This window comes from Xylocopilactobacillus apicola (assembly GCF_033095985.1).
GTDB classification, from domain to species: domain Bacteria; phylum Bacillota; class Bacilli; order Lactobacillales; family Lactobacillaceae; genus Xylocopilactobacillus; species Xylocopilactobacillus apicola.
On sequence record NZ_AP026802.1, the window covers coordinates 1826476 to 1848546 of the forward strand.

Consider the following 22071-nt stretch of genomic DNA (forward strand, 5'->3'; position numbering starts at 1 on the left):
GTGTTCAGTGAAAGAAAAAGCCAGCTAGATCAATTAAGATCTGGCTGGCAGAAGTTTTTACATTATTTTGTTTCAGTTGTAACGTCTTTTTCTTTTTTAAGCAACGCGTTATCATAGCGCTTGATAAAAGGATACCAAACTACAAAGGAAACTAGGGTGCAGACAACCGCTGCTACCGCACCTTTCCAGCTAGTAGTAGCAATTAAGCCTCCTAAGCCAATTGGGGTTGGCCACGGTTGCTGGATGATAATCTTTGGTACCAAATTCGTAGAAATTGCTAGATAAGCCACTAAACCTGAGGCCATTGGCGCAAAAACAAATGGAACAAATAAATCAACATTATACACAATTGGCAATCCAAAAATTAGCGGTTCATTAATATTAAAGATCGCTGGAATAATTTCCAGTTTACCAATTTCTTTTAACTGGGTTGAGCGTGCTCTTGTTGCTAACCAGATCGAAACTCCCAACGTCGCGCCAGATCCACCAAGAATAACCATCGCATTCATTGGATCGCCCGCAAAGAAGTTATGAGCGCCTTTAACGTTATCAGCCATATTAGCTAACAAAATCGGAGTCGTAAATGAATTGATAATCGTCGCTCCGTGAATTCCGAACCACCAAAGGAAGTGGATCAAGAAAACAATGATCATAAAGCCCCACCATGTGTTAGTAATCTTGCTTACAAACGAGAATGGAATATATAGAACTTTAAATAAATCCGTCCCTAAAAGGATAAAGATCAAACTCATTAAGAACACAACGACCGCCACACAAACTCCAGGGATCAATGCACTAAATGAATTTGAAACTCCTGCTGGAACTGATTCTGGCATTTTGATTTGCCAATTATGCTTCACGGTAAAGCGATATACTTGCACTGTAATCCAGCCCACAACTAATCCGGTAAAAATCCCGACCGATGCTAATCTGGCAACTCCACCAGCAGAAACAGCATACCCACCAACAACAATATTGGCATCTTTTAAAGATTGTTCTAATTGAATTGAACCATTTTTCCAAAACATTTGCGGTACATTAATGAAAAATGCCATCAAAAACATCCACAAAGCATTCAAAGGATTAAGATTCAACTGTTCTTCAGTGGCATAAATTTTAGTATAAGAATACGTAAAAGTTCCCGAAAAAATAATTGCTAAAATCCCCATCGTTGAATTGTAAACAACTTGATATAAATTAGAAAATCTTCCTAAAGTATCGGCATAAAAATCCGCAAATCCTGGATTTGGAAAAGCCTGTGGTAAAACCGTTAAAATCAAAAAAATTGCCCCGATGATTGTAAACGGTATAACGCTGTATCCAGCATCCATTATTGCTCTGACAAATCGCGAAGATGCAAACTTTCCAGCAACTTTAGTGATATTGTCTTTTAACGCCCCTTTTTGGGTTGTATCCATAACATTCCTCCACACATTTAATTACTCTTAGCATTATAAGTTAAAGTCAAACTATGATCAATATTTTTTTATCTCTTAAGAATACAACATTTATACACGTTTTTTGAAGAATTGCAATATCCAATTCGCAGAAAAAAGGTATTCCTTTTTTCAAGGATCGTGGTATGATATTAAATGTTATAAGTTTATCACATAATGTGATAAAGAACTCTGATTACATAATAACAATTTACTTAAAAAGGAGGAGAGCATGGATAACCTAGTCAAAGTGATCAAGCAACTTGATCTTTCTATTGGCATTGGTGAAGCAAGTCGCATCACAGGAGCCAGTGGAGCCCAATTAAGATATTGGGAAAAAAAAGGCTTAGTTCATCCAATCCAAAGAATTGATGGCGGTAATAAGCGTTACGATCTTAACACTTTGATGCGCATAATTTTAATCAAGTACTACATCGACAACGGGTTTACATTATCGAAAGCCAGTGAAATTATCAGATCTCGCTGCGATGATGGAACTATCATTAGAACATTTATCATGCAACGTTTAAATGACATTCAAAATGACGGTGAAATGGTCAAACTTCATTTTGGTGAAATAGATAATGACCCTGGATATCAGATGGTCGTCGAGGTGCAAGACGAAAATGTCAGATTACTTAGACAAAAAAATAAAGCTTCTAAGGAGGAAAAAGTGTGATCAAGCTTTCAAAATCAAGAGTAAAAAACGTGTTGGTTTTTTTATCAATTGTTTTCATGATCGTTCAAGTTGTAACGACTCTGATGCTACCAAATTATACTTCAGATATGATCAATAACGGGATTGCCAAAAACAATACCGGATATATTGTCCAAGCAGGGATGAAAATGTTAGGTGTAACTGTTATTTTTATTCTTGCTGCCATCGGCAATGTTTATTGTGCAGCCCAAGTATCCCAAGGATTTGGTAAAGAGTTAAGGAGTGACATCTATTCTAAAGTTTTAAATATGTCGCGTGGAGAATTCGATAAGGTCGGAACTGCTTCTCTTATCACTCGGACGACTAACGACGTCAACCAGATTCAAAACGTGACGATGATGGCATTAAGAATGATGATTCAATCGCCAATTATGTTAATTGGCGCAAGTGTTATGGCTTATCGCAAAGAAGCTAAACTTACTTCGGTGTTCTTAGTTGCCATTCCAGTTTTAATAGTTTTTGTTGGCTTAATTTTATATTTCGCAACCCCTCTTTTTAAATCTCTTCAGAAAAAAACTGACCGAATTAATTTAATTTTTCGAGAAGGATTAACTGGCGTGCGAGTAATTAGAGCTTTTCGCCAAGACGATTTTGAACAAAATCGATTTGACGAAGCTAACAAAGACTATACTAATACAGCTCGCAAAGTGTTTTCATTGGTATCTTTAATGTTTCCAGTGATGACCCTTGTTATGAGTGGTACTAACATCGGGATCACCTGGCAGGCGTCTCATTTAATAGGTAACATTGAGATGCAAATGGGTAATTTGGTTGCTTTTATTACTTACGCAATGCAAATTCTGATGAGCTTCATGATGCTTTCCATGGTTTTCTTTTTGGTTCCTCGTGCTCAAGCTTCAGCTGCCAGAATCAATGAAATATTGGATTCTAAATCAGAATTGAAAGAGACATCTTCACCAACTGAAATTCCAACAGAAATTATGGATTTATCTCTCGAATTTAAAAATGTTGATTTCTTCTATGGCAAGGCAAAAGTTCCTGCGCTAAGTGGCGTTAATTTAACTATGAATCAGGGACAAACCCTTGCAATTATTGGAGGAACGGGCTCTGGTAAATCGACGATGATTAATCTCATTCCGCGGATTTACGATGCAACTCACGGATCAGTCAAAATCAATGGCATTGACGTTAAGGATACCAATATTGACGCTTTGCAAGATCATGTGTCTTTAGTTCCCCAAAAATCAGTGCTTTTTAAAGGAACAGTACGTAGTAATTTGCTTTTTGGAGACGAAAGTGCAACCGATGAACAGCTTTGGCACGCCTTAGAGGTTGCCCAAGCAAGCGATTTTGTCAAAGAACTTCCTGGCCAGCTTGACGGAGTCGTAGAACAAGGTGGCGACAATTTCTCTGGTGGACAAAAGCAACGGCTTGCAATCGCGCGGGCCCTCGTTAAATCGGCTGACATTTATATTTTTGATGACTCTTTCTCGGCGCTTGATTTCAAGACAGATGCACTTTTGCGCCAAGCTCTTAAAGATGACGAGCGGATCAAGAACAAAATTGTCGTGATCGTCGGTCAGCGAGTTTCAACTGTAGCTAGTGCAGATCAAATTGTTGTCCTTGACGATGGTAAGATGGTCGGCCTTGGAACCCATCAAGAATTGAAGAAAAATAATGAAGTATATCAAGATATTGTTAATTCACAGATTAAGGAGGGTGACCAATAATGAGCGAAGTTCACAGAACTAAAGCGCCAACTTCCGGGGGACCAGGACAGATTGCGGTTGCAACTTCTAAACCGCAAAATTTCTGGGGCACCCTCTTACGATTAGGATCTTATCTTAAGAAATATACAATCGCCGTGGTAATTGTGGTAATTCTTGCAATCGGATCCCAAATATTCCAAGTCCAAACTCCGAAAGTTTTGGGAAAAGCTACTACTGAAATCTTTAAAGGTTTCATGGTCGGAATCCAAATGAAAAAAAACGGCCTTCATATTACCCACTATCCAATTAATTTTGACAAAATTAAAGAGATCCTATTTACGGTCATTCTCTTGTATTTAATTGCTGCGCTATTTAGTTTCCTCCAGCAGTTCATTATGACCCAAGTCATTCAAAGTGCTGTCTACAATTTACGTAAAGAGCTTAAAGCAAAAATGAAAATAGTTCCAATTAGCTATTATGACACGCATTCAAATGGAGATATTTTATCACGTGCAGTTAACGACATGGATAATATCGCTGGCACGCTCCAACAGAATTTAACTCAGCTGATCACAAGCATTACCATGTTTTTAGGAACACTTTGGATGATGTTAACAATCAGCTGGCAACTGACCTTGATTGCTCTTATCACTATTCCTTTAAGTTTAGTAGTCGTTGGACTAGTTGCTCCGCGCTCACAAAAGCATTTTATCCAGCAGCAAAAGAGCTTAGGTCTTTTAAACAATCAGATTGAAGAAAATTATGCAGGTCAACTGATCGACAAAAGTTTTAACCAAGAAGATAAAGCAATTAAACCATTTAATGAAGAAAACGAAAAACTTTATCAATCTTCTTGGAAAGCACAGATGATTTCTGGACTAATTATGCCATTAATGAATTTCGTTTCTAACCTTGGTTACGTCTTCGTTGCAATCTATGGCGGAATTCAAGTTACTAAGGGAAAAATTACTCTCGGTAACGTTCAGGCTTTCCTGCAATACACTCAACAATTCTCGCAACCGATCACCCAGCTAGCTAATATTACCAACTCAATTCAAACCGCTGTTGCTTCAGCTGAACGGGTCTTTGAGGTCTTAGATGAACCAGACATGAAAGATACTAAGGTTGATGTTTCGGATCAACAAACTGATAACAAAATCGAAATGGATCACGTAGTCTTTGAATACGAAGAAAATGTTCCACTTCTAAAAGATTATTCGCTATCGGTTAAACCAGGAGAAATGATTGCCATCGTTGGACCAACTGGCGCTGGAAAAACTACAATCATCAACCTATTAGAACGCTTCTATGACATTCAAGGCGGCTCAATTCGCCTTGACGGAAAAGATACTCGAAATATTACCCGTGAAGAACTCCGCTCACATTTTGCGATGGTTTTACAAGATACATGGCTATTTAATGGAACAGTTTGGGATAATCTTAAATACGGAAATGAAAATGCAACTGATGATGAGATCATTGCTGCCGCGAAAGCTGCCCACGTCGACGATTTTGTACGTCAACTCCCTGACGAATATCAAACAGTCTTAGACGAATCGGCTTCTAACATTTCCCAAGGACAAAAGCAATTGCTCACAATTGCCCGCGCTTTTGTCGCTAATCCTGAAATTTTAATTCTAGATGAGGCAACTAGTTCCGTTGATACGAGAACCGAAATTCACATCCAACATGCGATGGGCCGCCTGCTTCAAAATCGGACCAGCTTTGTCGTTGCTCACCGGCTTTCAACAATTAGAGACGCCGATAAGATTATCGTCATGAATCACGGATCGATCATCGAAACTGGCAACCATCATGAATTGATTGAAAAAAATGGGTTCTACGCCGATCTTTATAACAGTCAGTTTGCTGGAAACGTTAGTTTATAACAATTAATCCCCCTTAGTGGGGATTTTTTCGTTATAATTGGAGTTAGGAGGTGTTCAACATTACAACGATTTATGACATTGCTAAAAAAACTGGTTTCTCTAAATCAACTATTTCGCGCGTCACTAGCGGAAATGGTTATGTTAGCTCTGAAAAACGACAAATAATTCTTAATGCGATGCAAGAGCTTAACTACACTCCAAATCAGGTTGCCAAAAATCTTCGAAATTGTAAAACGCAAACCATTGGTTTCCTATCTGCTGATTACTTCCCTTTGATGGGAGAATTTATCAATATTTTTAACAGCATGGCCGCAAGTTATAACTACAACACGACTGTGTTTTTCACTAAAAATGCCAAAAACGAACAAAAAATTCTAGAATCGCTCGCTAATCATCTTCTAGATGCAGCGTTTATTTTAACGAGAATTAACGAATGGGATTTAATCAATTCCTACACCCAATTTGCTCCAATTGCCACCTGGCAACGCGTCAAGAATACCAATATTTATTCAAACTATGTTGACCACTATCCTATTTATTTCAAAATTTTAGAGAAGCTTTACAACAAAGGATTTGAACGCGTGGGGCATGTTTTCTCATTAGAGCGAAACGAAAACACTAAAGCCCGCATCCAAGCGATCAAGGACTTTTCGCTGCAACATCAAGCAAGTGACCACAGTTATCAACTTTTTTATGGACAGCAATCTCATGCTGGTCAAGACGTCGCCCAAAAATGGCTTGCCCAGAAAAATCGTCCAACTGCGATGATCTTTTACTCTGATTATGTTGCCGCCCAATTTATTAGCGCTTTAAGACTCAACCAAGTTAAAGTGCCCGAGGACTGTTTTGTGATCGGTAGTGATGATAGCGAAATCGCAAGATTAATGAACATCCCCACCGTTGATTTTTGTTTTCGCAGCCAAGCAAAAAACGGATTCATTTACCTCTATAACCAACTTAACCAGAAAAATTTACCTTTTGTGCCGCAAGTTCCTAAGTTTATTTACCAAAAAATTTAGCTTGACCTGGGATCAATCCCACAAGCTATTCTTAATTCGGAGGTAATATAGATGACTAGAAATCAACTAAAAATGGTGACAATTGGTGGAGGATCCAGTTATACACCTGAATTAATCGAAGGATACATTAAAAGGCAAGATCAACTGCCAATCAAAGAAATTTGGCTGGTTGATATTCCTGCAGGCGAAAAGAAGTTAAACATCGTGGGCGAAATGGCCAGAAGAATGGTGAAGAAATCTGGTCTCGATTGGAAAATCATCACCACACTAGATCGCCGCGCAGCTTTAAAAGACGCCGATTTCGTCTCCACTCAATTTCGAGTTGGCTTAATGGCAGCACGGGTTAAAGACGAAAGAATTCCCGGCAGCTATGGATTTTTGGGCCAGGAAACTAATGGTGCGGGTGGAATTTTTAAAGCTTTTCGGACCGTGCCAGTTATTTTAGACATCGTTAAGGACATGAAGGAATTATGCCCAGATGCATGGTTAATTAATTTCACCAACCCAAGTGGAATGATCACTGAAGCCATTCAACATTATGGCAAATGGCCGCGGGTCATTGGACTTTGTAATGTACCAGTAATGGCAATGATGACTGAGCCGCAGACAATTGGGCGTGAATTGAAAGATTTGACCTATAAATTTGCGGGCATCGATCACTTCCACTGGCATCGAGTATGGGATAAAACCGGCAAAGAAGTAACGATGGAAATCATCGATAAAATGTATGAAGGCAAGGACGCTGGTCTGCCAAAGAATATTTTCGAAATTAACTTCTTTAAAGAGCAGCTTGAACAAATGAAGATGATTCCTTGTGGTTATCATCGTTATTACTACCGGCAAGAGGAAATGCTTAATCATAGTTTAGAAGAATTTGATAATGGTGCTACTCGAGCACAAGAAGTTATCAAAATTGAGCATGAACTATTCAAGTTGTATCAAGATCCCAATCTCAATTACAAGCCAAAACAACTAGCTGAACGTGGTGGAGCTCACTATTCTGATGCTGCTTGCGAATCGATCGCTTCGATCTACGCTGATAAGCGTACGCATATGGTTGTATCGACTTTAAATAACGGTGCAATCCCAGATCTACCAAGTGATCATACCGTTGAAGTCTCAGCTCAAATTGGTGCTGCGGGCGCAATTCCGCTAACATTTGGCCCTTTCCAGCCTGCTGAACGCGGTTGGATTCAATTGATGAAAAACATGGAGTTGGTGATTGACAAAGCAGCAGTGACTGGCGACTATGGCTTAGCACTCCAAGCTTTCATTATGAATCCCCTGATTCCTAGCGGTCAAAAAGCCAAAGATCTGCTTGACGAAATGTTAGTCGCTAACAAGGAATTCCTGCCCCAATTTGCTGACAAAATTGATGAGCTTATTGCTCAGGGAGTTCAAGTTCACGATGAAGTGGCTCGCAATATTGATGAAACTTTAGCTCAGCAAAATCTTGAACTTTAAAAAAATAACAGTTAAATCGAATTTGATTTAGCTGTTTTTTTGATTACTTTATCCACCAACAATTCGGCGATTTCACTTTTGGTTAGCAATTCAGTCGATTCAACAGTTTTATCTGAGCTAATAAAAGTAACTTGATTAGTATCCACGTTAAAGCCGACTCCTGGCTGAGAGACATCGTTTGCCACGACCAAGTCCAAGCTTTTTTCGCATAATTTCTTAGTTGCATGATTAATCAGGTCCGTCGTTTCGGCTGCAAAGCCAACGGTCACTTGATTTAAGCGTTTAATCTTGGCTACCGCCTGTAAGATATCAGGATTTTTCGTCAATTCTAAGGTCCAACGATCGTTAGTTGGATCTTTTTTGATCTTTTGTTTTGATTGTTTTACTGGTTTAAAATCGGCCACTGCAGCTGCCATCACCAAGATATCACTTGTAGCGAAATTTTTGATTACCTGATCTTGTAATTCTGCTGCACTCTCAATTGAAATGAATTTAACATTATTTGGAGGCGTAAGCTTCGTAGGACCACTGATTAAAGTGACTTCTGCCCCACGCGCCAAAAAAGCCCGCGCCACCGCATAACCCATTTTGCCCGAAGAATCGTTACCAATAAATCTAACGGGATCGATTCTTTCCTGCGTCCCACCAGCAGTTACGACGACTTTCTTTCCAACAAGTTCCTTCGATAAATTTGAAAAAGCTATCAGCGAGTTGACAATTTCTGCAGGCTCTGCCATCCGCCCTTTGCCTTCGTACCCTTCTGCCAAAAATCCTGTATCAGGGTCAATAAAATGAACCTCGTCGTTTTGTAGAATGTGAACATTTCGCTGAACAGCTGGACTGAGCCACATCTGGTCGTTCATAGCAGGTGCAATAAATTTCGGCGCATTAGTTGCAAGCAGTGTTAAACAAGCCATGTCGTCGGCAAGTCCTTGCGCCATTTTGCCAATAAAATCTGCACTTGCTGGAGCAATAATCGCCAAATCGCTCCAACGCGCTAACTCGACGTGATCAACTACCGCTGGATTAACGCTTTCAAAAGAGTCAGTCAAAACACGATTCTTGGTAAGCGTCTGAAAGCTTAAAGGTGTCACAAATTTTTGCGCTGCTTCGGTCATAACAACTCGGACGTTGGCCTGGGCCTTGACTAATAAGCGTGTCAAAGTTAAAGCTTTATAAGCGGCAATGCTGCCCGTCACGTAGAGGGTGATATTTTTATTTTTTAACATAACAGCTGTCCTAATTGATTTTTGATGTGTTCCATTGTCTTTTCATCATTAACTTGCGGTATTTTATAGCCAACAAAGTACGGAGAAGTCACATAGCGCGCCAAAATCTTGACCAATACTTGGCCTGGAAATTGATAGAAAAACAAATTATAAGAATCCATACGCCCTTCCAAATAATCGTTCATTAAATAACGGACCACAATCTGCAAGGAATCAGCAAATGAGTCGAGCGCTTTAACCGAATCCAGCCAGAAGTTAATTTCCAAAAATCCACCGATCGGCTGAGTCGAGAGATTCACCTTTACTCCACCTTGCTCCCAAACCTTGATGCCTGTAAAGTTATCAATTGCCACATTATCTAAGACATCGATCTGATCAAGACCGACAATTTGCATATGCGGATGCGTTAAACTCCCTCCCGAGTGCGGCCCGAAATTCTTATAAAACAAAACACTGCGAAATTTTTCGCTGGCAATAACTTCCTGCCACTTTGAATAGGCAAATTTTATAATTGCCCGATTCTGGGTTTGAGTGTAATTAGAGAAGTCGCCATCGTGCTGATTAGTTTCAATGATCAAAGTCTGCCAAGCATCTTTTAAAGTACGATACTTATTAACCACCCAGATACAGTCCCCTTCTTGATCAAGAATATCTGTGAGATCGGACGGCTCACAAAAAGGACAGTTATTACTGCCGTGCGGCTTCTTTTGCGCAACCTCTGGCTGGAAAATTAAATTCATTATATGCCTCCTTAAACCATTATGATAATTGTTTTTTAAACTTCTTTCTGGTATGATCTGGGTTAGTGATTAATCACTCCAAAAGGATACGTATGGAAAATAAATTAGCTACAAATTTAAATTACTGGTACAACACAGATGAAATGCCCGCTAGTAAACAAAAAGTTCTAGCTTCAGCGATTAAGCTTTTTTCAACCAAGGGTTATGATAAGACCAGCACTAATGAAATTTCTCAAGATGCCGATGTAAGCCAAGCAATTATTTTCAAATATTTTCACAGCAAGGCAGAGCTTTTAAATTCCATTCTTAGTCCAGTCATCAAGCAACTGATTCCAACTTATGCCGATCAATTTCTAAATAGTTTAAGGGAAACAAAACTCAGTGCTGATCACGTTGAAGAAGGAATTTATTATCTCATTAGTGAAAGATTTTATTTCATGTATAGAAATTCGGAAATAATTATCATTTTAATTTCCCAAGCTTTGACCAACGAAGATGTTAAAGCGGCCGCCCTAAGCTCTTTAAGTAAGAAACAAGATAAACTGATGCGTCTAATGTGGCATAAATATAAAGATCTTACTGGCTCGAAAGATAAAGAGGCATTTCAGAACTTTGTTTCACTAATCGTCACTCAAGTAATGAGCTATTTTTTTCTAGTGACCAAAATTGCACCGAATGACAGGTACGACTTCGAAAAAGATCTCCGGAGGTTTGCACGAAATGTCTACCTCACCCTCTAAGTTAACTACATTTTATCATTCTTTTAAAGAAGATGTGGTAACCTTGAAGCACCAAAACTATCAATTGCCAGATGATTATAATTACTCCACTGATCGCTTGACTTACAGTCTACTAGCTCCTGCTGTTAGTCTAGTCGCCAAAATTATTGCATGGTTTTATGCGATAATATTTCTTCATTTAAAGGTCGAAAACAAAGATCTTCTAAAGAATATCAATCAGGGATATTTTGTGTACGGCAATCATACCCTTCCGATGGGTGACAGTTTTACCATTTTTTTATTGGTCCCTCTTACGAAAGTGGCTGCAATTGTGGCGCCGGAAAATCTCGCGATTCCGGTGATTGGTCCGCTCCTTCCATATGGCGGAGTTGTGCCAATTCCGAGCAATCGCCATCGCCTGCTTGATTTTAATCGTGCGGTCCTGGACAAAATTAAAAAGAAAAAAGCGATGTTTATCTATCCCGAAGCCCACGTCTGGCCCTATTACACCAAAATTCGGCCACTTGAGTTGGGATCATTTCATTACCCGATCGAAACAGGAGCGCCGGTTTATTGTAAAACCACGACTTTTCAAAATCGGCGCTGGAGCAAAAAACCTAAAGTGACCGTTTATCTCGACGGTCCAATTACCTGGAATCAAGACCAATCCAAAATTGCCCAAGAAAAAGAGCTGCGCGATAAGGTTCAAGCATGCCTTGAAAAAAGGAGCTGTCTAAGCACTTATGAATACGTCCACTACCAATTTAAAGGAGACATCAATCAATGAATATCCTATACTGTGGTGATCAAAAGATCCGAGATGGTCTGATTACTTCAATTTTATCGCTCCTTAAATACAATCCAGAGGCTTTGAATATTTTCGTATTAACCGCTCAAATCCATCAACGCAAAAAAGTTTATCATCCCATTGATGATGCAACAATTATCTTGCTAGATCAGGTCGTTAAAAAGCGAAATCCTGAAAGTTCGGTAACCAAAATCGACATCACGTACCTATTTAATCAAGAAAAGCCTGTCATGAATATGAATACTTTCTTTACTCCGAACTGTATGCTTAGACTTTATGCCGACGAGTTACCAGAGATTCCAAGCAAAATTCTTTATCTCGACACTGATGTTTTATGTCATCGAAATTTTGAGGATTACTACTATCAAGATCTCCATCATCATGAAATAGTCGGGACACTCGATCAATATGGTAAATGGTGGTTTCACCATGAAGCTAGGCCATTTGATTACCTCAACTCCGGAGTTTTGCTTTTAAACATGGATTTAATCCGTAAAAACGGACTTTTCGCTAAATGTCGCAGAGTTTGCCGTACTCGGTGGATGTTAATGCCAGATCAATCGGCAATTAATCGGCTCTGTCACACTAAAAGAATTGTCGGAGACGAATATAATGAGCAGCACGAACTGCACTACGACACGGTCTTCCGCCATTTTTCTAACACCTTCCACTTCCGACCTTTTCGCGTTCAAAAGGTCAAGCCATGGCAAATCGAGCGCATGCATGATGTTTTGCACGAACATGCTTTTGACGATGTTCTAGAAGAATACTTAAAATTAAAGGAAAAAATAGATGACTAAAATTATTCCCATTTTTTATGGCATTAATGATACTTATGCACCATACTTAGCAGCTTCTTTGAACTCTCTAGGAAAAGTTGCTAATCCCGCTAATATTTACGAAATAACTATTATTTATCAAGAATTGGCAGCCGATAATATAACCAAATTGCAGCAATTTGCTCAAGATAATATCCGTGTTAATTTCAAGCAGTTGGAAAATGATTTGCAGCAAGATCTTAACAATGACCAAAATCCATTACGAGCAGATTTCGTTACTTTTACGATTTATTATCGTTTGTTTATTGCTGATCTTTTTCCCCAATACGATAAAGCAATTTATTTAGACGGCGACACCGTTATTAATACCGATCCAGCTAAATTATATGACCAAGATCTTCTTGACAATTTAATCGGAGCAGTTCCGGATGCTTTTATCACCCACGATCCACGCGGACGCAAATACGCACGCGATGCTCTTGCAGTGGATGAGAACTTCTATATTAATTCAGGAGTTTTACTCATGAATTTAAAAGCTCTTCGCGCGCAACATTTTAGCGAAAAATTTATGGATCTTCTAAACAAATATCATTTTAAATTAATTGCTCCTGATCAAGATTACTTAAATGCTCTTTGTTTTGGCAAAACACTCTATCTCGATCCGCGCTGGGATGTGCAAACCGAACATGTTATTTCCATGAATTTTAAACCTCATATCGTTCATTACAATTTATTTGGCAAACCATGGAATTATGACAAGGTACCTTTTGAAGATCTCTTCTGGGAATCATCACGTGAAACTCCCTATTATGATGAGGTTGCAAAAATTAAAGCTGAATATTCTGCTGAACAAAAACAACACGACCAAGAACGTCAGGATTTATTAATTAAACGCGTTGAAGAAACGCCTGATTATCCAGTGACGTTCAAAAAAGTGCTGCAACAAGGAGTTCAAATTCACGTATGATTATTGGAGGCGATAAAAGTCAAGTAATTGATAACATCAAGCAAAATGCAGATCATCAACTTTTTAACGACAAGGTTGAAGTTGCTGATCCAACTCTTAGTGTTGAGGAAGAAGATCAGTTGATTCATAGTTTTCTTGCCCACCGTTCAACGCTTTCTTATCACGTTAAAAACTGGCTCGCTCGCTTTTCGATGCGAGCTTTAACCGACATTGTTAACTCTAACACGATCATTGAACCTGCCAGTAAAATTTCTGAGTTGCCGCAAGGCGGGATTATCACCTGTAATCATTTTAATCCCCTTGATAACACCGCCATCAGGAAATTAGTTGCAAAAAAACACCGTCGACTTTTTGTTGTCAGCCAACCAACTAATTTGAAAATGACTGGTTTGCTTGGTTTTTTTATGAATTATGACGATATTATTCCTCTTAGTAAAAGTTTTCGTTATTTAAAGGCCACTTTTCCCCGACTTTTACAGGAAACTTTTCAAAAAGGAAACTACGTTCTCATCTATCCTGAGCAGGAGATGTGGTTTAATTACCGTCTCCCTCGTCCGCCTAAGCGTGGTGCTTATTATTTCGCTGCGAAACTAAATGTCCCAATTATTTCCTGCTTTGTTGAAATTCAAGATCTAGCTCAAGACGATAATCAACAATTCAAAAAAGTCCGCTACGTTGTCCACGTTTTGCCAACGATTTACCCTGACCCCGACCAAAATATTGAACACAATACCAACATGATGATGGCAAAAGATTACGCCCAAAAATCCGCAGCTTATGAAAAATCCTACCACCAGAAATTAGACTATGAATTTAGTCCAAGTGATATTGCAGGCTGGCAGGGCAACTAAATGTGCGGTCGTTATCAATTTGAGCTAAATCAAAATCCAGAAATTAAACGAATTTATGATTTAGCTGCTACACAAGGGGAAAAGCCAGCGATTGGTGAGGTGACTCCCGGTTCAAATCCCGCAACTATTATCATAAAAGATCAAAAAATCTGCGTAGTTGCAATGAAATGGGGATTTCCTGGCTTTAAGCCAACCCAATTAGTAATTAATGCGCGCAGGGAATCAGTAGAATCTAAAGTATTATTCAAAAATCCCTTTTTAAAATCACGCTGTGTTTTTCCAGCAACTGGTTTTTATGAATGGGATCAACTGCATCAGAAATACCTTTTCGATTACGGCAATGAACAAAATCTTTATCTCGCAGGATTTTATGCTTATTTTAATAACGTTGCCTGCAGCGTTATTCTCACCACTGAACCAAATGTCAGCGTCAAAGCTGTTCATGAACGGATGCCGGTGATTTTAACAAAAAGTCAGATTAAACCTTGGTTAACTGATCTGAATTTTGCCCGCAGATTAATAACTGCGCAGATGCCAAGTTTAAGAGTTGAAAAAAAGAGCTGAAATTAATCAATCAGTTCTTTTTTGCATTTACTTATTATTTGGCTCTGAGGCAATAATCTGCAAATCGCCCGCCAGCTCCCAAGTTGAAACCTGAGCTGGAATAATGAAATGCACACCTTTTTGAATTGGATAATCTTTGCCATCAACGCTCAAGCTGCCCTTGCCCTCAATAACTGATGCCAAAGTGTACGGAGCTCGCTGGTGCGTTAATTTTTGACGGTCTTTGATGCGCCACTGCCAAACACTAAAAAACGGTGATATCGGCGCTTCGATATAAGTCGTGAAAGTCGATGCTCCGCGCTGTTGCTCTTTAACATTAAGTTTGGGATCAACATTGGGGACCGTCGTGACATCGATTGATTGTTGCAAATGTAATTCCCGCTTCTCTCCCGTTTTCTCATCCACGCGATCATAATCATACAGTCGATACGTTGTGTCACTTGACTGCTGGGTCTCAAGCACCATAATGCCCTTGTTTAAAGCGTGAATAGTGCCGCTCGGAACGTAAATGAAATCTCCTGTCTTGACTGGATATTTACGCAAAAGCTGATCCCACTCACCTTTATTGATCATTTCAGCAAGTTCCTGCCGATTTTTAGCATGATGCCCATAAATTAGATAAGAGTCTGGGTCAGCTTGAATTACGTACCAGCACTCCGTCTTTCCCAGTTCATGCTCATGAACTTCGGCATATTCGTCATCCGGGTGAACCTGCACCGACAAACTTGCATCAGCATCCAAAATTTTGGTTAATAACGGAAAAACTTTCTCCTTCGGATTACCAAAATATTCCGGGTGTAATTTAAAAGCTTCATTTAATTCTTCGCCTGCAAGTGGTCCGTTTTGAATTTTACTCGGACCATGGGGATGAGCTGAAATCGCCCACGCTTCTCCAATCTTTCCGGCTGGAATTTGATAATTAAAAACCGTCTCTAACTTGCGCCCGCCCCAAATTTTCGGCTGAAAGCTGGGGCTCAAAAACAATGGTTCTATCATCGTTTGATTTATCCTCCTCTTTTTTCATCATTGTAGCACACAACTTCGAGTCTTTTTGTGTTACCTTATTAGAAGAAATAAAAAAAGAGGAGAAATTTTAAAATGCACCAAACGATTTATCTCATGCGCCACGCTCAAACATTGTTTAACTCACAAGACCGCATTCAAGGCTGGTCTGACTCACCGCTAACGGAAAAGGGAATTGCTCAAGCAAAAATCGCCGAACACTACTTCACTGATCGCAAAATCAGAATTGATCGTGCTTACGCGTCAACCTCCGAGCGAGCATCAGATACCCTGGAACTGGTAACTGACTTGCCGTATCAACGCCTAAAAGGTTTAAGAGAATGGAATTATGGTACTTTTGAAGCTCAGCCCGTCAACATGTATCCTTACAATCATGACACTGATTTCTTCCCACTTTTCGGCGGAGAAAGTGATCAAGACGTCCAAAAAAGAATTACCGCAACAATGATGGAAATTGTCACCACTGATAACTCGCCCAACAAACTTGTTGTGTCTCATGGAGGAACAATACGCAGTTTTGTCCGTGCATGGCAGCAACATGAAGCTAGCCATGAGTACTTACATTATGAAAATTGCTGTATTTTGAAGTTCTTCTATGAAGATGGAATTTTTTCATTTCAAGAAATGTTTAACTCCGATTTCAGCTCGCTGGACTAAAAAATGGAACCCGCAAAGAGTTCCATTTTTTATTTACGCTAAATCTGTTCCATTAGAGGCGATGACTTTTTGATACCAGTCAAACGAATCCTTCTTACTGCGTTTCATCGTGCCGTGACCTTCGTCATCGAGATCAACATAAATCATTCCATAGCGCTTGGACATCTGACCTGTGCCAGCCGATACTAGATCAATACAGCCCCAAGGAGTGTAGCCGATCAAGTCGACGCCGTTATCAATCGCTGCCCCCATCGCCGCGATATGGCCTCTGAAATAATCAATGCGGTAAGGATCATGAATCTTCCCGTCAGCTTCCACTTTGTCAATCGCGCCCAAGCCATTTTCAACGACCATCAAAGGAAGATGATAACGGTCGTTCACAACTTCTAAGTAGTACTGTAAGCCAAGTGGATCATCAGCCCATTGCCACTCAGAGTATTTCAAGTATGGATTTTTAAGGCCCATCACAAAATTGCCACTGACTTTTTCGGCATCCGGGTCATTGTGGGTCGAAACGACGTTTGACATATAATAGGAAAAAGTATACAAATCAACCGTGCCAGCCTTTAGATCGGCCAAATCAACTTGTGTGATATCAAGAGCCAAGTCGTGTTCGTCCCATAATCTCTTGGCAAACGTTGGATATTCACCCTTACACTGAACATCGCCACAATAGAAAATATTCTTCTCCCAAACATGACGATTTAGCATGATATCTTTTGGATCACTCGTTAGAGGATAATTTGCGATTCCACAGATCATGCATCCAATCTGATTTTCTGGGTCAATCTCATGACCAATTTTCACAGCCCGCGCACTGGCCACAAACTGATAGTGTAGCTGCTGATAAGCGTCCTGATAATCTTTTTCTGTCGCACTATCACCAAACATATCTAGAAATTGAATCGTGTTGTTAATCTCGTTAAAAGTCAACCAATATTTAACAAGTCCCTTGTACTCTTTAAAAACGGTGGTCGCAAACTTAACAAAAAAATCAATTACCTTTCGATTATTCCACCCATCATAGTGCTCCTCTAAGTAAAGTGGCGTATCAAAATGCCAGATGGTTACCAACGGCTCAATCTGATACTTACGCAGTTCTTCGAAGACTCGCCGGTAAAAATCTAGCCCTGCTTGATTCGGTTTTTCTTCGTCACCGTTAGGAAAAAGCCGCGACCAAGAAATTGACATTCTGAAGGTCTTAAATCCCATTTCAGCAAACAATTTAATGTCTTCTTGATAGTGATGATAGAAATCAATTCCCACCTGATTAGGATAATACTCGCCTGGCAAAACTGCTCCATGAGCATTTTTTGGAACTTTGTCTCCTTTACCCGTCGTTCCATCAGGAAATTCATAAGTCACTTGCCGCCGCTGATTCAAACTCCCGGCAGTTGTAATATCAGTGCGGGCTAACCCGCGGCCATCGACATCATACGCACCCTCACACTGATTAGCAGCTGTCGCGCCGCCCCAGAGAAAATTCTTTGGAAAAGTCATTTAAATCCTCCTTTATACAATAAAACATCTCAGCAAAAACTGAGGTGTCCTCTTTCTACATATCCATATGCATTTTATGATACGAATCCATTCCTGGTAACCAAAGCTCATCTTCTGGAATACCTCGTTCTTCAGAAAATGCCTTCATCAATTTATCCATTGTCATCAATTCATAATGCGGCCGCGGCTTACCCGGAATAAAAGTCTCAATCTGTGCCATCATGCCGCCGTCCTCATGCTCTAAAATATGGCAATGATACATGTACAGGCCTGCCAGGTCAAAGCGAACCAAAATCCGAACCGTTTCACTTGGATTAACCCCAACAGTATCTTTAAATCCGCGTTCATTTGGATAAGGATCGTGTCCATTACGAGATATCACCAAGAAACTCATCCCATGACAGTGAAATGGATGCACCATTCCCATTTTGCGACCGTTGGTATTTGAAACGTCCCAATACTGAACCAATCCAACTTCTTGTTCAGCATCAATTCGGTCCATCTTGAACTTCTTGTGATCCATCATTACTGACTCGTCCATGCCAGACATTACAACCTTGCGCACAGGAGTCTCGGGATCAACAGCTGGCACCTCGATTTTTAAAAGCTCGTCTGGCACTTCAACATGTTGATCGTTAGTAAATTCTTTGATTCGAAAAGTCATTATCGGGGTCTGATCTGAATACAAAATAACTTCGTCGCCTGGCTTGTACTTACTAAAATCAACCACAAGCTCCGCCCTTTCAGCACAAGTCAGCATTAGCTTCGTAAAATGAACGGGTTTTGGCAATAGACTGCCATCTCCTGCAATCTGAACGAATTCTAAATCATCACTAAAATGCAGTCGCCATTCTCGACGATTTGCACCATTAAGTAAACGCAGCCGCATTTTTTTAGCAGTGACATCAAAATAACCATTCACCGTTCCGTTAACCAATGGCGTTACACCTAAAACCCCATCCGGATCATAATCCGTGCGGTAATCTAATTGATTATTCTCATGAAAAGTCCGATCTTGTAAAATCACTGGAATATCATCAACCCCATAAGTTCTTGGCAAGCTTAGACTTGCTTCATGCTGATCGGTAACTACAACCATTGTTGCAAGACCTTTATAAACTTGCTCTGCGGTTGCAGGACACGGATGAGCATGCAGCCAGTTGGTCGATGCAGGTTGATTCAAAGTGAAATCAATCTCAGAATCTTCACCCGGATAAACTGGTGCGTGGCAACCTCCGTCAACGTAAGGACCAGAAACATTCAAGCCGTGCCAATGAAATGTAGTAATTTCTGGCAAGCGATTTTGCAAGGTCACATGAATATGCTTACCAACTGGGAATACCACTGTTTGGCCTAGAATGGAACGATTATAACCCCATGTCTTAGTTTTTTCACCTGGCAAAATTTCCGTCTCTCCCGTTTGCGCACAAACTGTATAATAGATATCCGTTTGCGTTTCGCGGTCCGGTTTTAAAAGTTCCGGGACTGCCAAAGGAACTGCTGGAGTCTTTGGCTCCTCTAACTCCTTGTAGCCCCCATCTTGAATGTCGTACCCATTAGCATCAAAAAAATAATCCTTGTACACTTCTTTGTTCATAAAAGAACCTCCTGCCTACATCATATATCCTTCTCGCTAAAAAGTCTCTACCTAATTTAATCTTCTTGGAAATAATTTTGATGTAATTTAACAGGATTATTAATAGCCAACTCTTGATCCCAGGTTAATTGAAAAGCAATTTTCGTTTCTTGCCGCGATTCAACTTTTTGGTAATAAATTAAGTTTTGAATTACCAAAATTTGGGCCGAGTTACTTGCAGGCAACACAAAATTACCCGTTTCATCATAAACCGGCTGGCTCAATTCAGAAGCACCAAATAAATTTAAATACTTAAAACGCGCGGCAGGAGTATACAATTTCAAATTTACCCGGTAATTCTGCTTTTGATAATGTTCAATTATTTTTTTGGAAACTTCTAACTGCTCCGAAAGTGAAAGTATTGGAAGCTTCAAATCTTGAATTTTGGGCAACTCGTCATGGATTTTCTCTTTAGCTTCTAAAACAGCTAATTCTTTTAATCCTCTGGCGGCCGCCTGATCCCATGTCTCTACCATTTTAATCCTATTAAACTTTTATTTCCTTTAATGATATCATAGACTAAACAATAGAAAGAAGAAAAAATGTTAATAGGTTCAGTTCAACCGTTCTCCGGTTCAGAAATGTTGATTTCATCTGTCAAAGGAGCACTTAGCGATCAGGAAAACACTCTAATGATCTACACCGGTGCGCCGCAAAATACCAAGCGGACTCCTTTAAACTTGCCGCAAATTGAATCTGGGCAGATTTTGATGAAAGAAAACGGCATTGCTCCTTTAATAGTGCATGCTCCATACGTAATTAATCTTGCCAACACCGCAAAAGAGCACATTTTTAATTTCGGCGTCCAATTTTTAAAAGAAGAAATTCAGCGCTCAGAGGCATTAGGTGCAACGCAAATTGTCCTTCACCCTGGATCACACATAGGAGCTGGCGTTGAGGCCGGGATTGCCCAAGTGATTAAAGGGCTAAACGAAGTAATCGCGCCCGACCAAAAAGTTCAAATTGCAATTGAAACCATGGCAGGTAAAGGCAGCGAAGTCGGAACTAGCTTTGAACAGCTTGCCGAAATTATTGACGGGGTCAAATACAACGAACATTTATCTGTTACTTTTGATACTTGTCACACCAGTGATGCTGGATATGACATCAAAAACAATTTCGACGGAGTTTTGGCAGAATTTGATTCAATCATCGGATTAGAGCGGCTGAAAGTTCTCCACCTTAATGACTCCAAAAATGTTCAAGGTGCGCACAAGGATCGCCACGAAAACATTGGCTTTGGGACGATTGGCTTTGAAACTTTGAATTATATTGCTCATTATGAAGCGTTAAAATCAGTTCCGAAAATCCTTGAAACGCCTGCGGTAGACGGACATTCTCCTTATAAATGCGAAGTTGCGATGCTTAAATCTCAAAAATTTGAGCCCGATTTACTGGAAAAAATTGTTGCTTCGAAGTAAGATAGTAGATGGCTCCTTAGCGCAACTGGATAGAGTACCGGTCTTCGAAACCGTAGGTTGTGGGTTCGAACCCCACAGGGGCCATCGAAAGCTGTCTTCGTGACAGCTTTTTTGAATTTACTTTCCGCCAGTATTATCCATTGGACCGCCATGGATCTCTATTGTCTTACCGTCTTTCTTCGCATCTTCTTGCATCTTTTAGAATAATCATCAATGTTTAAGTTTATCATACCTCAATTTGGTGCCGTTGATTTCTTTTTGTTCTAAACCGTTAACCAAAAAACAATCAGACTGATGGATTTTAAGAAAATTTCATTCGATCGATGACACGCTGTCTGTTTTAATTCGCCAATATCTTTAAAGATCGTCATCGATATAATTTTGTTCCACTAACTTCCATAACCTCGATTGTATCTTTGTTGGCATCAAAAAATTCAATTTCATATATTTCTCGAATTTTATCCAGTACCATAACGACCACTCCCTTGGTTCCTACTTTTACATTTTCATCAATATCTTCTGTGCTAATCACAACGTCATATTCTCTAAGTGTCATTAGAATCTCCTTTTTTGAATTGTCATCACTGACCTCACTACCTGAAATTCTTAATCGGATAATCAATAATTTTGGACTGCAGCAAGACTAATATACTTTTCTGATCAATCTAGTCCAAGGCCTTTTTTAACTTCCCTCAATAACGGGATCAGCTTCGTACACTTTGGATCCTCTGCCAGAATATCCATGACTGCTTCAACTGTATAATCATAAAAAGTTTCAAAATCTAAATATGCATAGTAGTCTACAGGTCTTGCTGGATAATCAACTTCCGCCAGCACATGTTGATCATCTAGCGGCTTAACTAAATGATATGTTTCATACTCGTCTAGATCATCTTTAAATGATAAACAAACTAAATCTACCCCAAAGCCTTCTCGTTTAGCAAAAAATTTCAATACCCCTACCATATCAAAATCTACAAT

Annotated in this window: 22 protein-coding genes and 1 tRNA gene; 14 read left to right on the forward strand and 9 right to left on the reverse strand. The window is 39.7% G+C overall.

Annotation, left to right across the window (positions count from 1 at the left end; genetic code table 11):
- Positions 1-62 precede the first annotated feature (62 nt).
- Entirely contained in the window at positions 63-1418 is a 1356-nt protein-coding gene (gene celB, locus R8495_RS08800) for a PTS cellobiose transporter subunit IIC (RefSeq protein ID WP_317635104.1), read from the reverse strand.
- Positions 1419-1668: 250 nt separating this feature from the next.
- Between celB and R8495_RS08805 the strand changes: the two genes are divergently transcribed.
- The 5 genes from R8495_RS08805 to R8495_RS08825 are packed head-to-tail and all read left to right on the forward strand — an operon-like array spanning position 1669 to position 8196.
- Positions 1669-2115: a MerR family transcriptional regulator gene (locus R8495_RS08805; RefSeq protein WP_317635105.1), complete on the forward strand. Its 447-nt coding sequence runs from the start codon at positions 1669-1671 to the stop codon at positions 2113-2115.
- A complete protein-coding gene (locus R8495_RS08810) occupies positions 2112-3845 on the forward strand; it encodes an ABC transporter ATP-binding protein (RefSeq protein ID WP_317635106.1) in 1734 nt (577 codons plus the stop codon). Before R8495_RS08805 ends, R8495_RS08810 begins: the two co-directional genes overlap by 4 nt.
- Complete coding sequence (locus tag R8495_RS08815) at positions 3845-5713, forward strand: ABC transporter ATP-binding protein (protein ID WP_317635107.1); 1869 nt, start codon at positions 3845-3847, stop codon at positions 5711-5713. Before R8495_RS08810 ends, R8495_RS08815 begins: the two co-directional genes overlap by 1 nt.
- 50 nt (positions 5714-5763) lie before the next feature.
- Complete coding sequence (locus tag R8495_RS08820; RefSeq protein ID WP_317635108.1) at positions 5764-6732, forward strand: LacI family DNA-binding transcriptional regulator; 969 nt, start codon at positions 5764-5766, stop codon at positions 6730-6732.
- 51 nt (positions 6733-6783) lie between these two features.
- Positions 6784-8196, forward strand: a complete 1413-nt coding sequence (locus R8495_RS08825) for a 6-phospho-beta-glucosidase (protein WP_317635109.1) — start codon at positions 6784-6786, stop codon at positions 8194-8196.
- Between the two features lie 11 nt (positions 8197-8207).
- On the opposite strand, the gene coaBC is transcribed toward R8495_RS08825, so the two are convergent.
- Both coaBC and R8495_RS08835 read right to left on the reverse strand, forming a co-directional pair.
- Entirely contained in the window at positions 8208-9425 is a 1218-nt protein-coding gene (gene coaBC, locus R8495_RS08830; RefSeq protein WP_317635110.1) for a bifunctional phosphopantothenoylcysteine decarboxylase/phosphopantothenate--cysteine ligase CoaBC, read from the reverse strand.
- Entirely contained in the window at positions 9419-10165 is a 747-nt protein-coding gene (locus R8495_RS08835) for a DUF4931 domain-containing protein (RefSeq protein WP_317635111.1), read from the reverse strand. Before R8495_RS08835 ends, coaBC begins: the two co-directional genes overlap by 7 nt.
- A gap of 92 nt (positions 10166-10257) precedes the next feature.
- Here R8495_RS08835 and R8495_RS08840 point away from each other — a divergent pair, with 92 nt between their 5' ends.
- From R8495_RS08840 to R8495_RS08865, 6 genes are read left to right on the forward strand one after another with little or no spacing between them, the layout of a single operon-like run.
- Positions 10258-10905 carry a TetR/AcrR family transcriptional regulator gene (locus R8495_RS08840; RefSeq protein WP_317635112.1) on the forward strand — a complete coding sequence of 216 codons (648 nt, stop codon included), beginning with the start codon at positions 10258-10260 and terminating at the stop codon, positions 10903-10905.
- On the forward strand, positions 10886-11671 hold the full coding sequence (locus tag R8495_RS08845) for a lysophospholipid acyltransferase family protein (RefSeq protein ID WP_317635113.1): 786 nt from the start codon (positions 10886-10888) through the stop codon (positions 11669-11671). Before R8495_RS08840 ends, R8495_RS08845 begins: the two co-directional genes overlap by 20 nt.
- Positions 11668-12492 carry a glycosyltransferase gene (locus R8495_RS08850; protein WP_317635114.1) on the forward strand — a complete coding sequence of 275 codons (825 nt, stop codon included), beginning with the start codon at positions 11668-11670 and terminating at the stop codon, positions 12490-12492. Before R8495_RS08845 ends, R8495_RS08850 begins: the two co-directional genes overlap by 4 nt.
- Entirely contained in the window at positions 12485-13438 is a 954-nt protein-coding gene (locus R8495_RS08855; protein WP_317635115.1) for a glycosyltransferase family 8 protein, read from the forward strand. Before R8495_RS08850 ends, R8495_RS08855 begins: the two co-directional genes overlap by 8 nt.
- A complete protein-coding gene (locus R8495_RS08860; protein WP_317635116.1) occupies positions 13435-14289 on the forward strand; it encodes a lysophospholipid acyltransferase family protein in 855 nt (284 codons plus the stop codon). The genes R8495_RS08855 and R8495_RS08860 overlap by 4 nt, the downstream gene beginning before the upstream one ends.
- Complete coding sequence (locus tag R8495_RS08865) at positions 14290-14853, forward strand: SOS response-associated peptidase family protein (RefSeq protein WP_317635117.1); 564 nt, start codon at positions 14290-14292, stop codon at positions 14851-14853.
- 27 nt (positions 14854-14880) lie between these two features.
- Here the strand turns inward: R8495_RS08865 and manA are convergent, their stop codons facing one another.
- The gene (gene manA, locus R8495_RS08870) at positions 14881-15849 is read right to left on the reverse strand and encodes a mannose-6-phosphate isomerase, class I (protein WP_317635118.1); all 969 of its coding nucleotides are present in this window, start codon (positions 15847-15849) and stop codon (positions 14881-14883) included.
- Between the two features lie 102 nt (positions 15850-15951).
- Between manA and R8495_RS08875 the strand changes: the two genes are divergently transcribed.
- Positions 15952-16533 (forward strand): histidine phosphatase family protein, encoded by a 582-nt coding sequence (locus R8495_RS08875; RefSeq protein ID WP_317635119.1) that lies wholly within the window; start codon positions 15952-15954, stop codon positions 16531-16533.
- A gap of 33 nt (positions 16534-16566) precedes the next feature.
- Here R8495_RS08875 and R8495_RS08880 read toward each other — a convergent pair whose 3' ends face one another.
- Genes R8495_RS08880 through R8495_RS08890 form a run of 3 tightly spaced genes read right to left on the reverse strand, consistent with a single transcriptional unit; the run spans position 16567 to position 20145 of the window.
- On the reverse strand, positions 16567-18033 hold the full coding sequence (locus R8495_RS08880) for a glycoside hydrolase family 1 protein (protein WP_317635120.1): 1467 nt from the start codon (positions 18031-18033) through the stop codon (positions 16567-16569).
- A 55-nt stretch (positions 18034-18088) separates the two neighbouring features.
- On the reverse strand, positions 18089-19630 hold the full coding sequence (locus tag R8495_RS08885; RefSeq protein WP_317635121.1) for a multicopper oxidase family protein: 1542 nt from the start codon (positions 19628-19630) through the stop codon (positions 18089-18091).
- A 56-nt stretch (positions 19631-19686) separates the two neighbouring features.
- Positions 19687-20145 (reverse strand): hypothetical protein, encoded by a 459-nt coding sequence (locus R8495_RS08890; protein ID WP_317635122.1) that lies wholly within the window; start codon positions 20143-20145, stop codon positions 19687-19689.
- A gap of 66 nt (positions 20146-20211) precedes the next feature.
- On the opposite strand from R8495_RS08890, the gene R8495_RS08895 reads away from it, so the two are divergent.
- Together R8495_RS08895 and R8495_RS08900 are read left to right on the forward strand one after the other, a co-directional pair.
- Positions 20212-21090 (forward strand): deoxyribonuclease IV, encoded by an 879-nt coding sequence (locus tag R8495_RS08895; RefSeq protein ID WP_317635123.1) that lies wholly within the window; start codon positions 20212-20214, stop codon positions 21088-21090.
- A 10-nt stretch (positions 21091-21100) separates the two neighbouring features.
- A tRNA-Arg gene (locus R8495_RS08900) sits at positions 21101-21174 on the forward strand.
- 283 nt (positions 21175-21457) lie between these two features.
- Here R8495_RS08900 and R8495_RS08905 read toward each other — a convergent pair.
- Together R8495_RS08905 and R8495_RS08910 are read right to left on the reverse strand one after the other, a co-directional pair.
- The gene (locus R8495_RS08905; RefSeq protein ID WP_317635124.1) at positions 21458-21646 is read right to left on the reverse strand and encodes a DUF4926 domain-containing protein; all 189 of its coding nucleotides are present in this window, start codon (positions 21644-21646) and stop codon (positions 21458-21460) included.
- A 104-nt stretch (positions 21647-21750) separates the two neighbouring features.
- Positions 21751-22056: a hypothetical protein gene (locus R8495_RS08910; protein ID WP_317635125.1), complete on the reverse strand. Its 306-nt coding sequence runs from the start codon at positions 22054-22056 to the stop codon at positions 21751-21753.
- Positions 22057-22071: the final 15 nt, after the last annotated feature.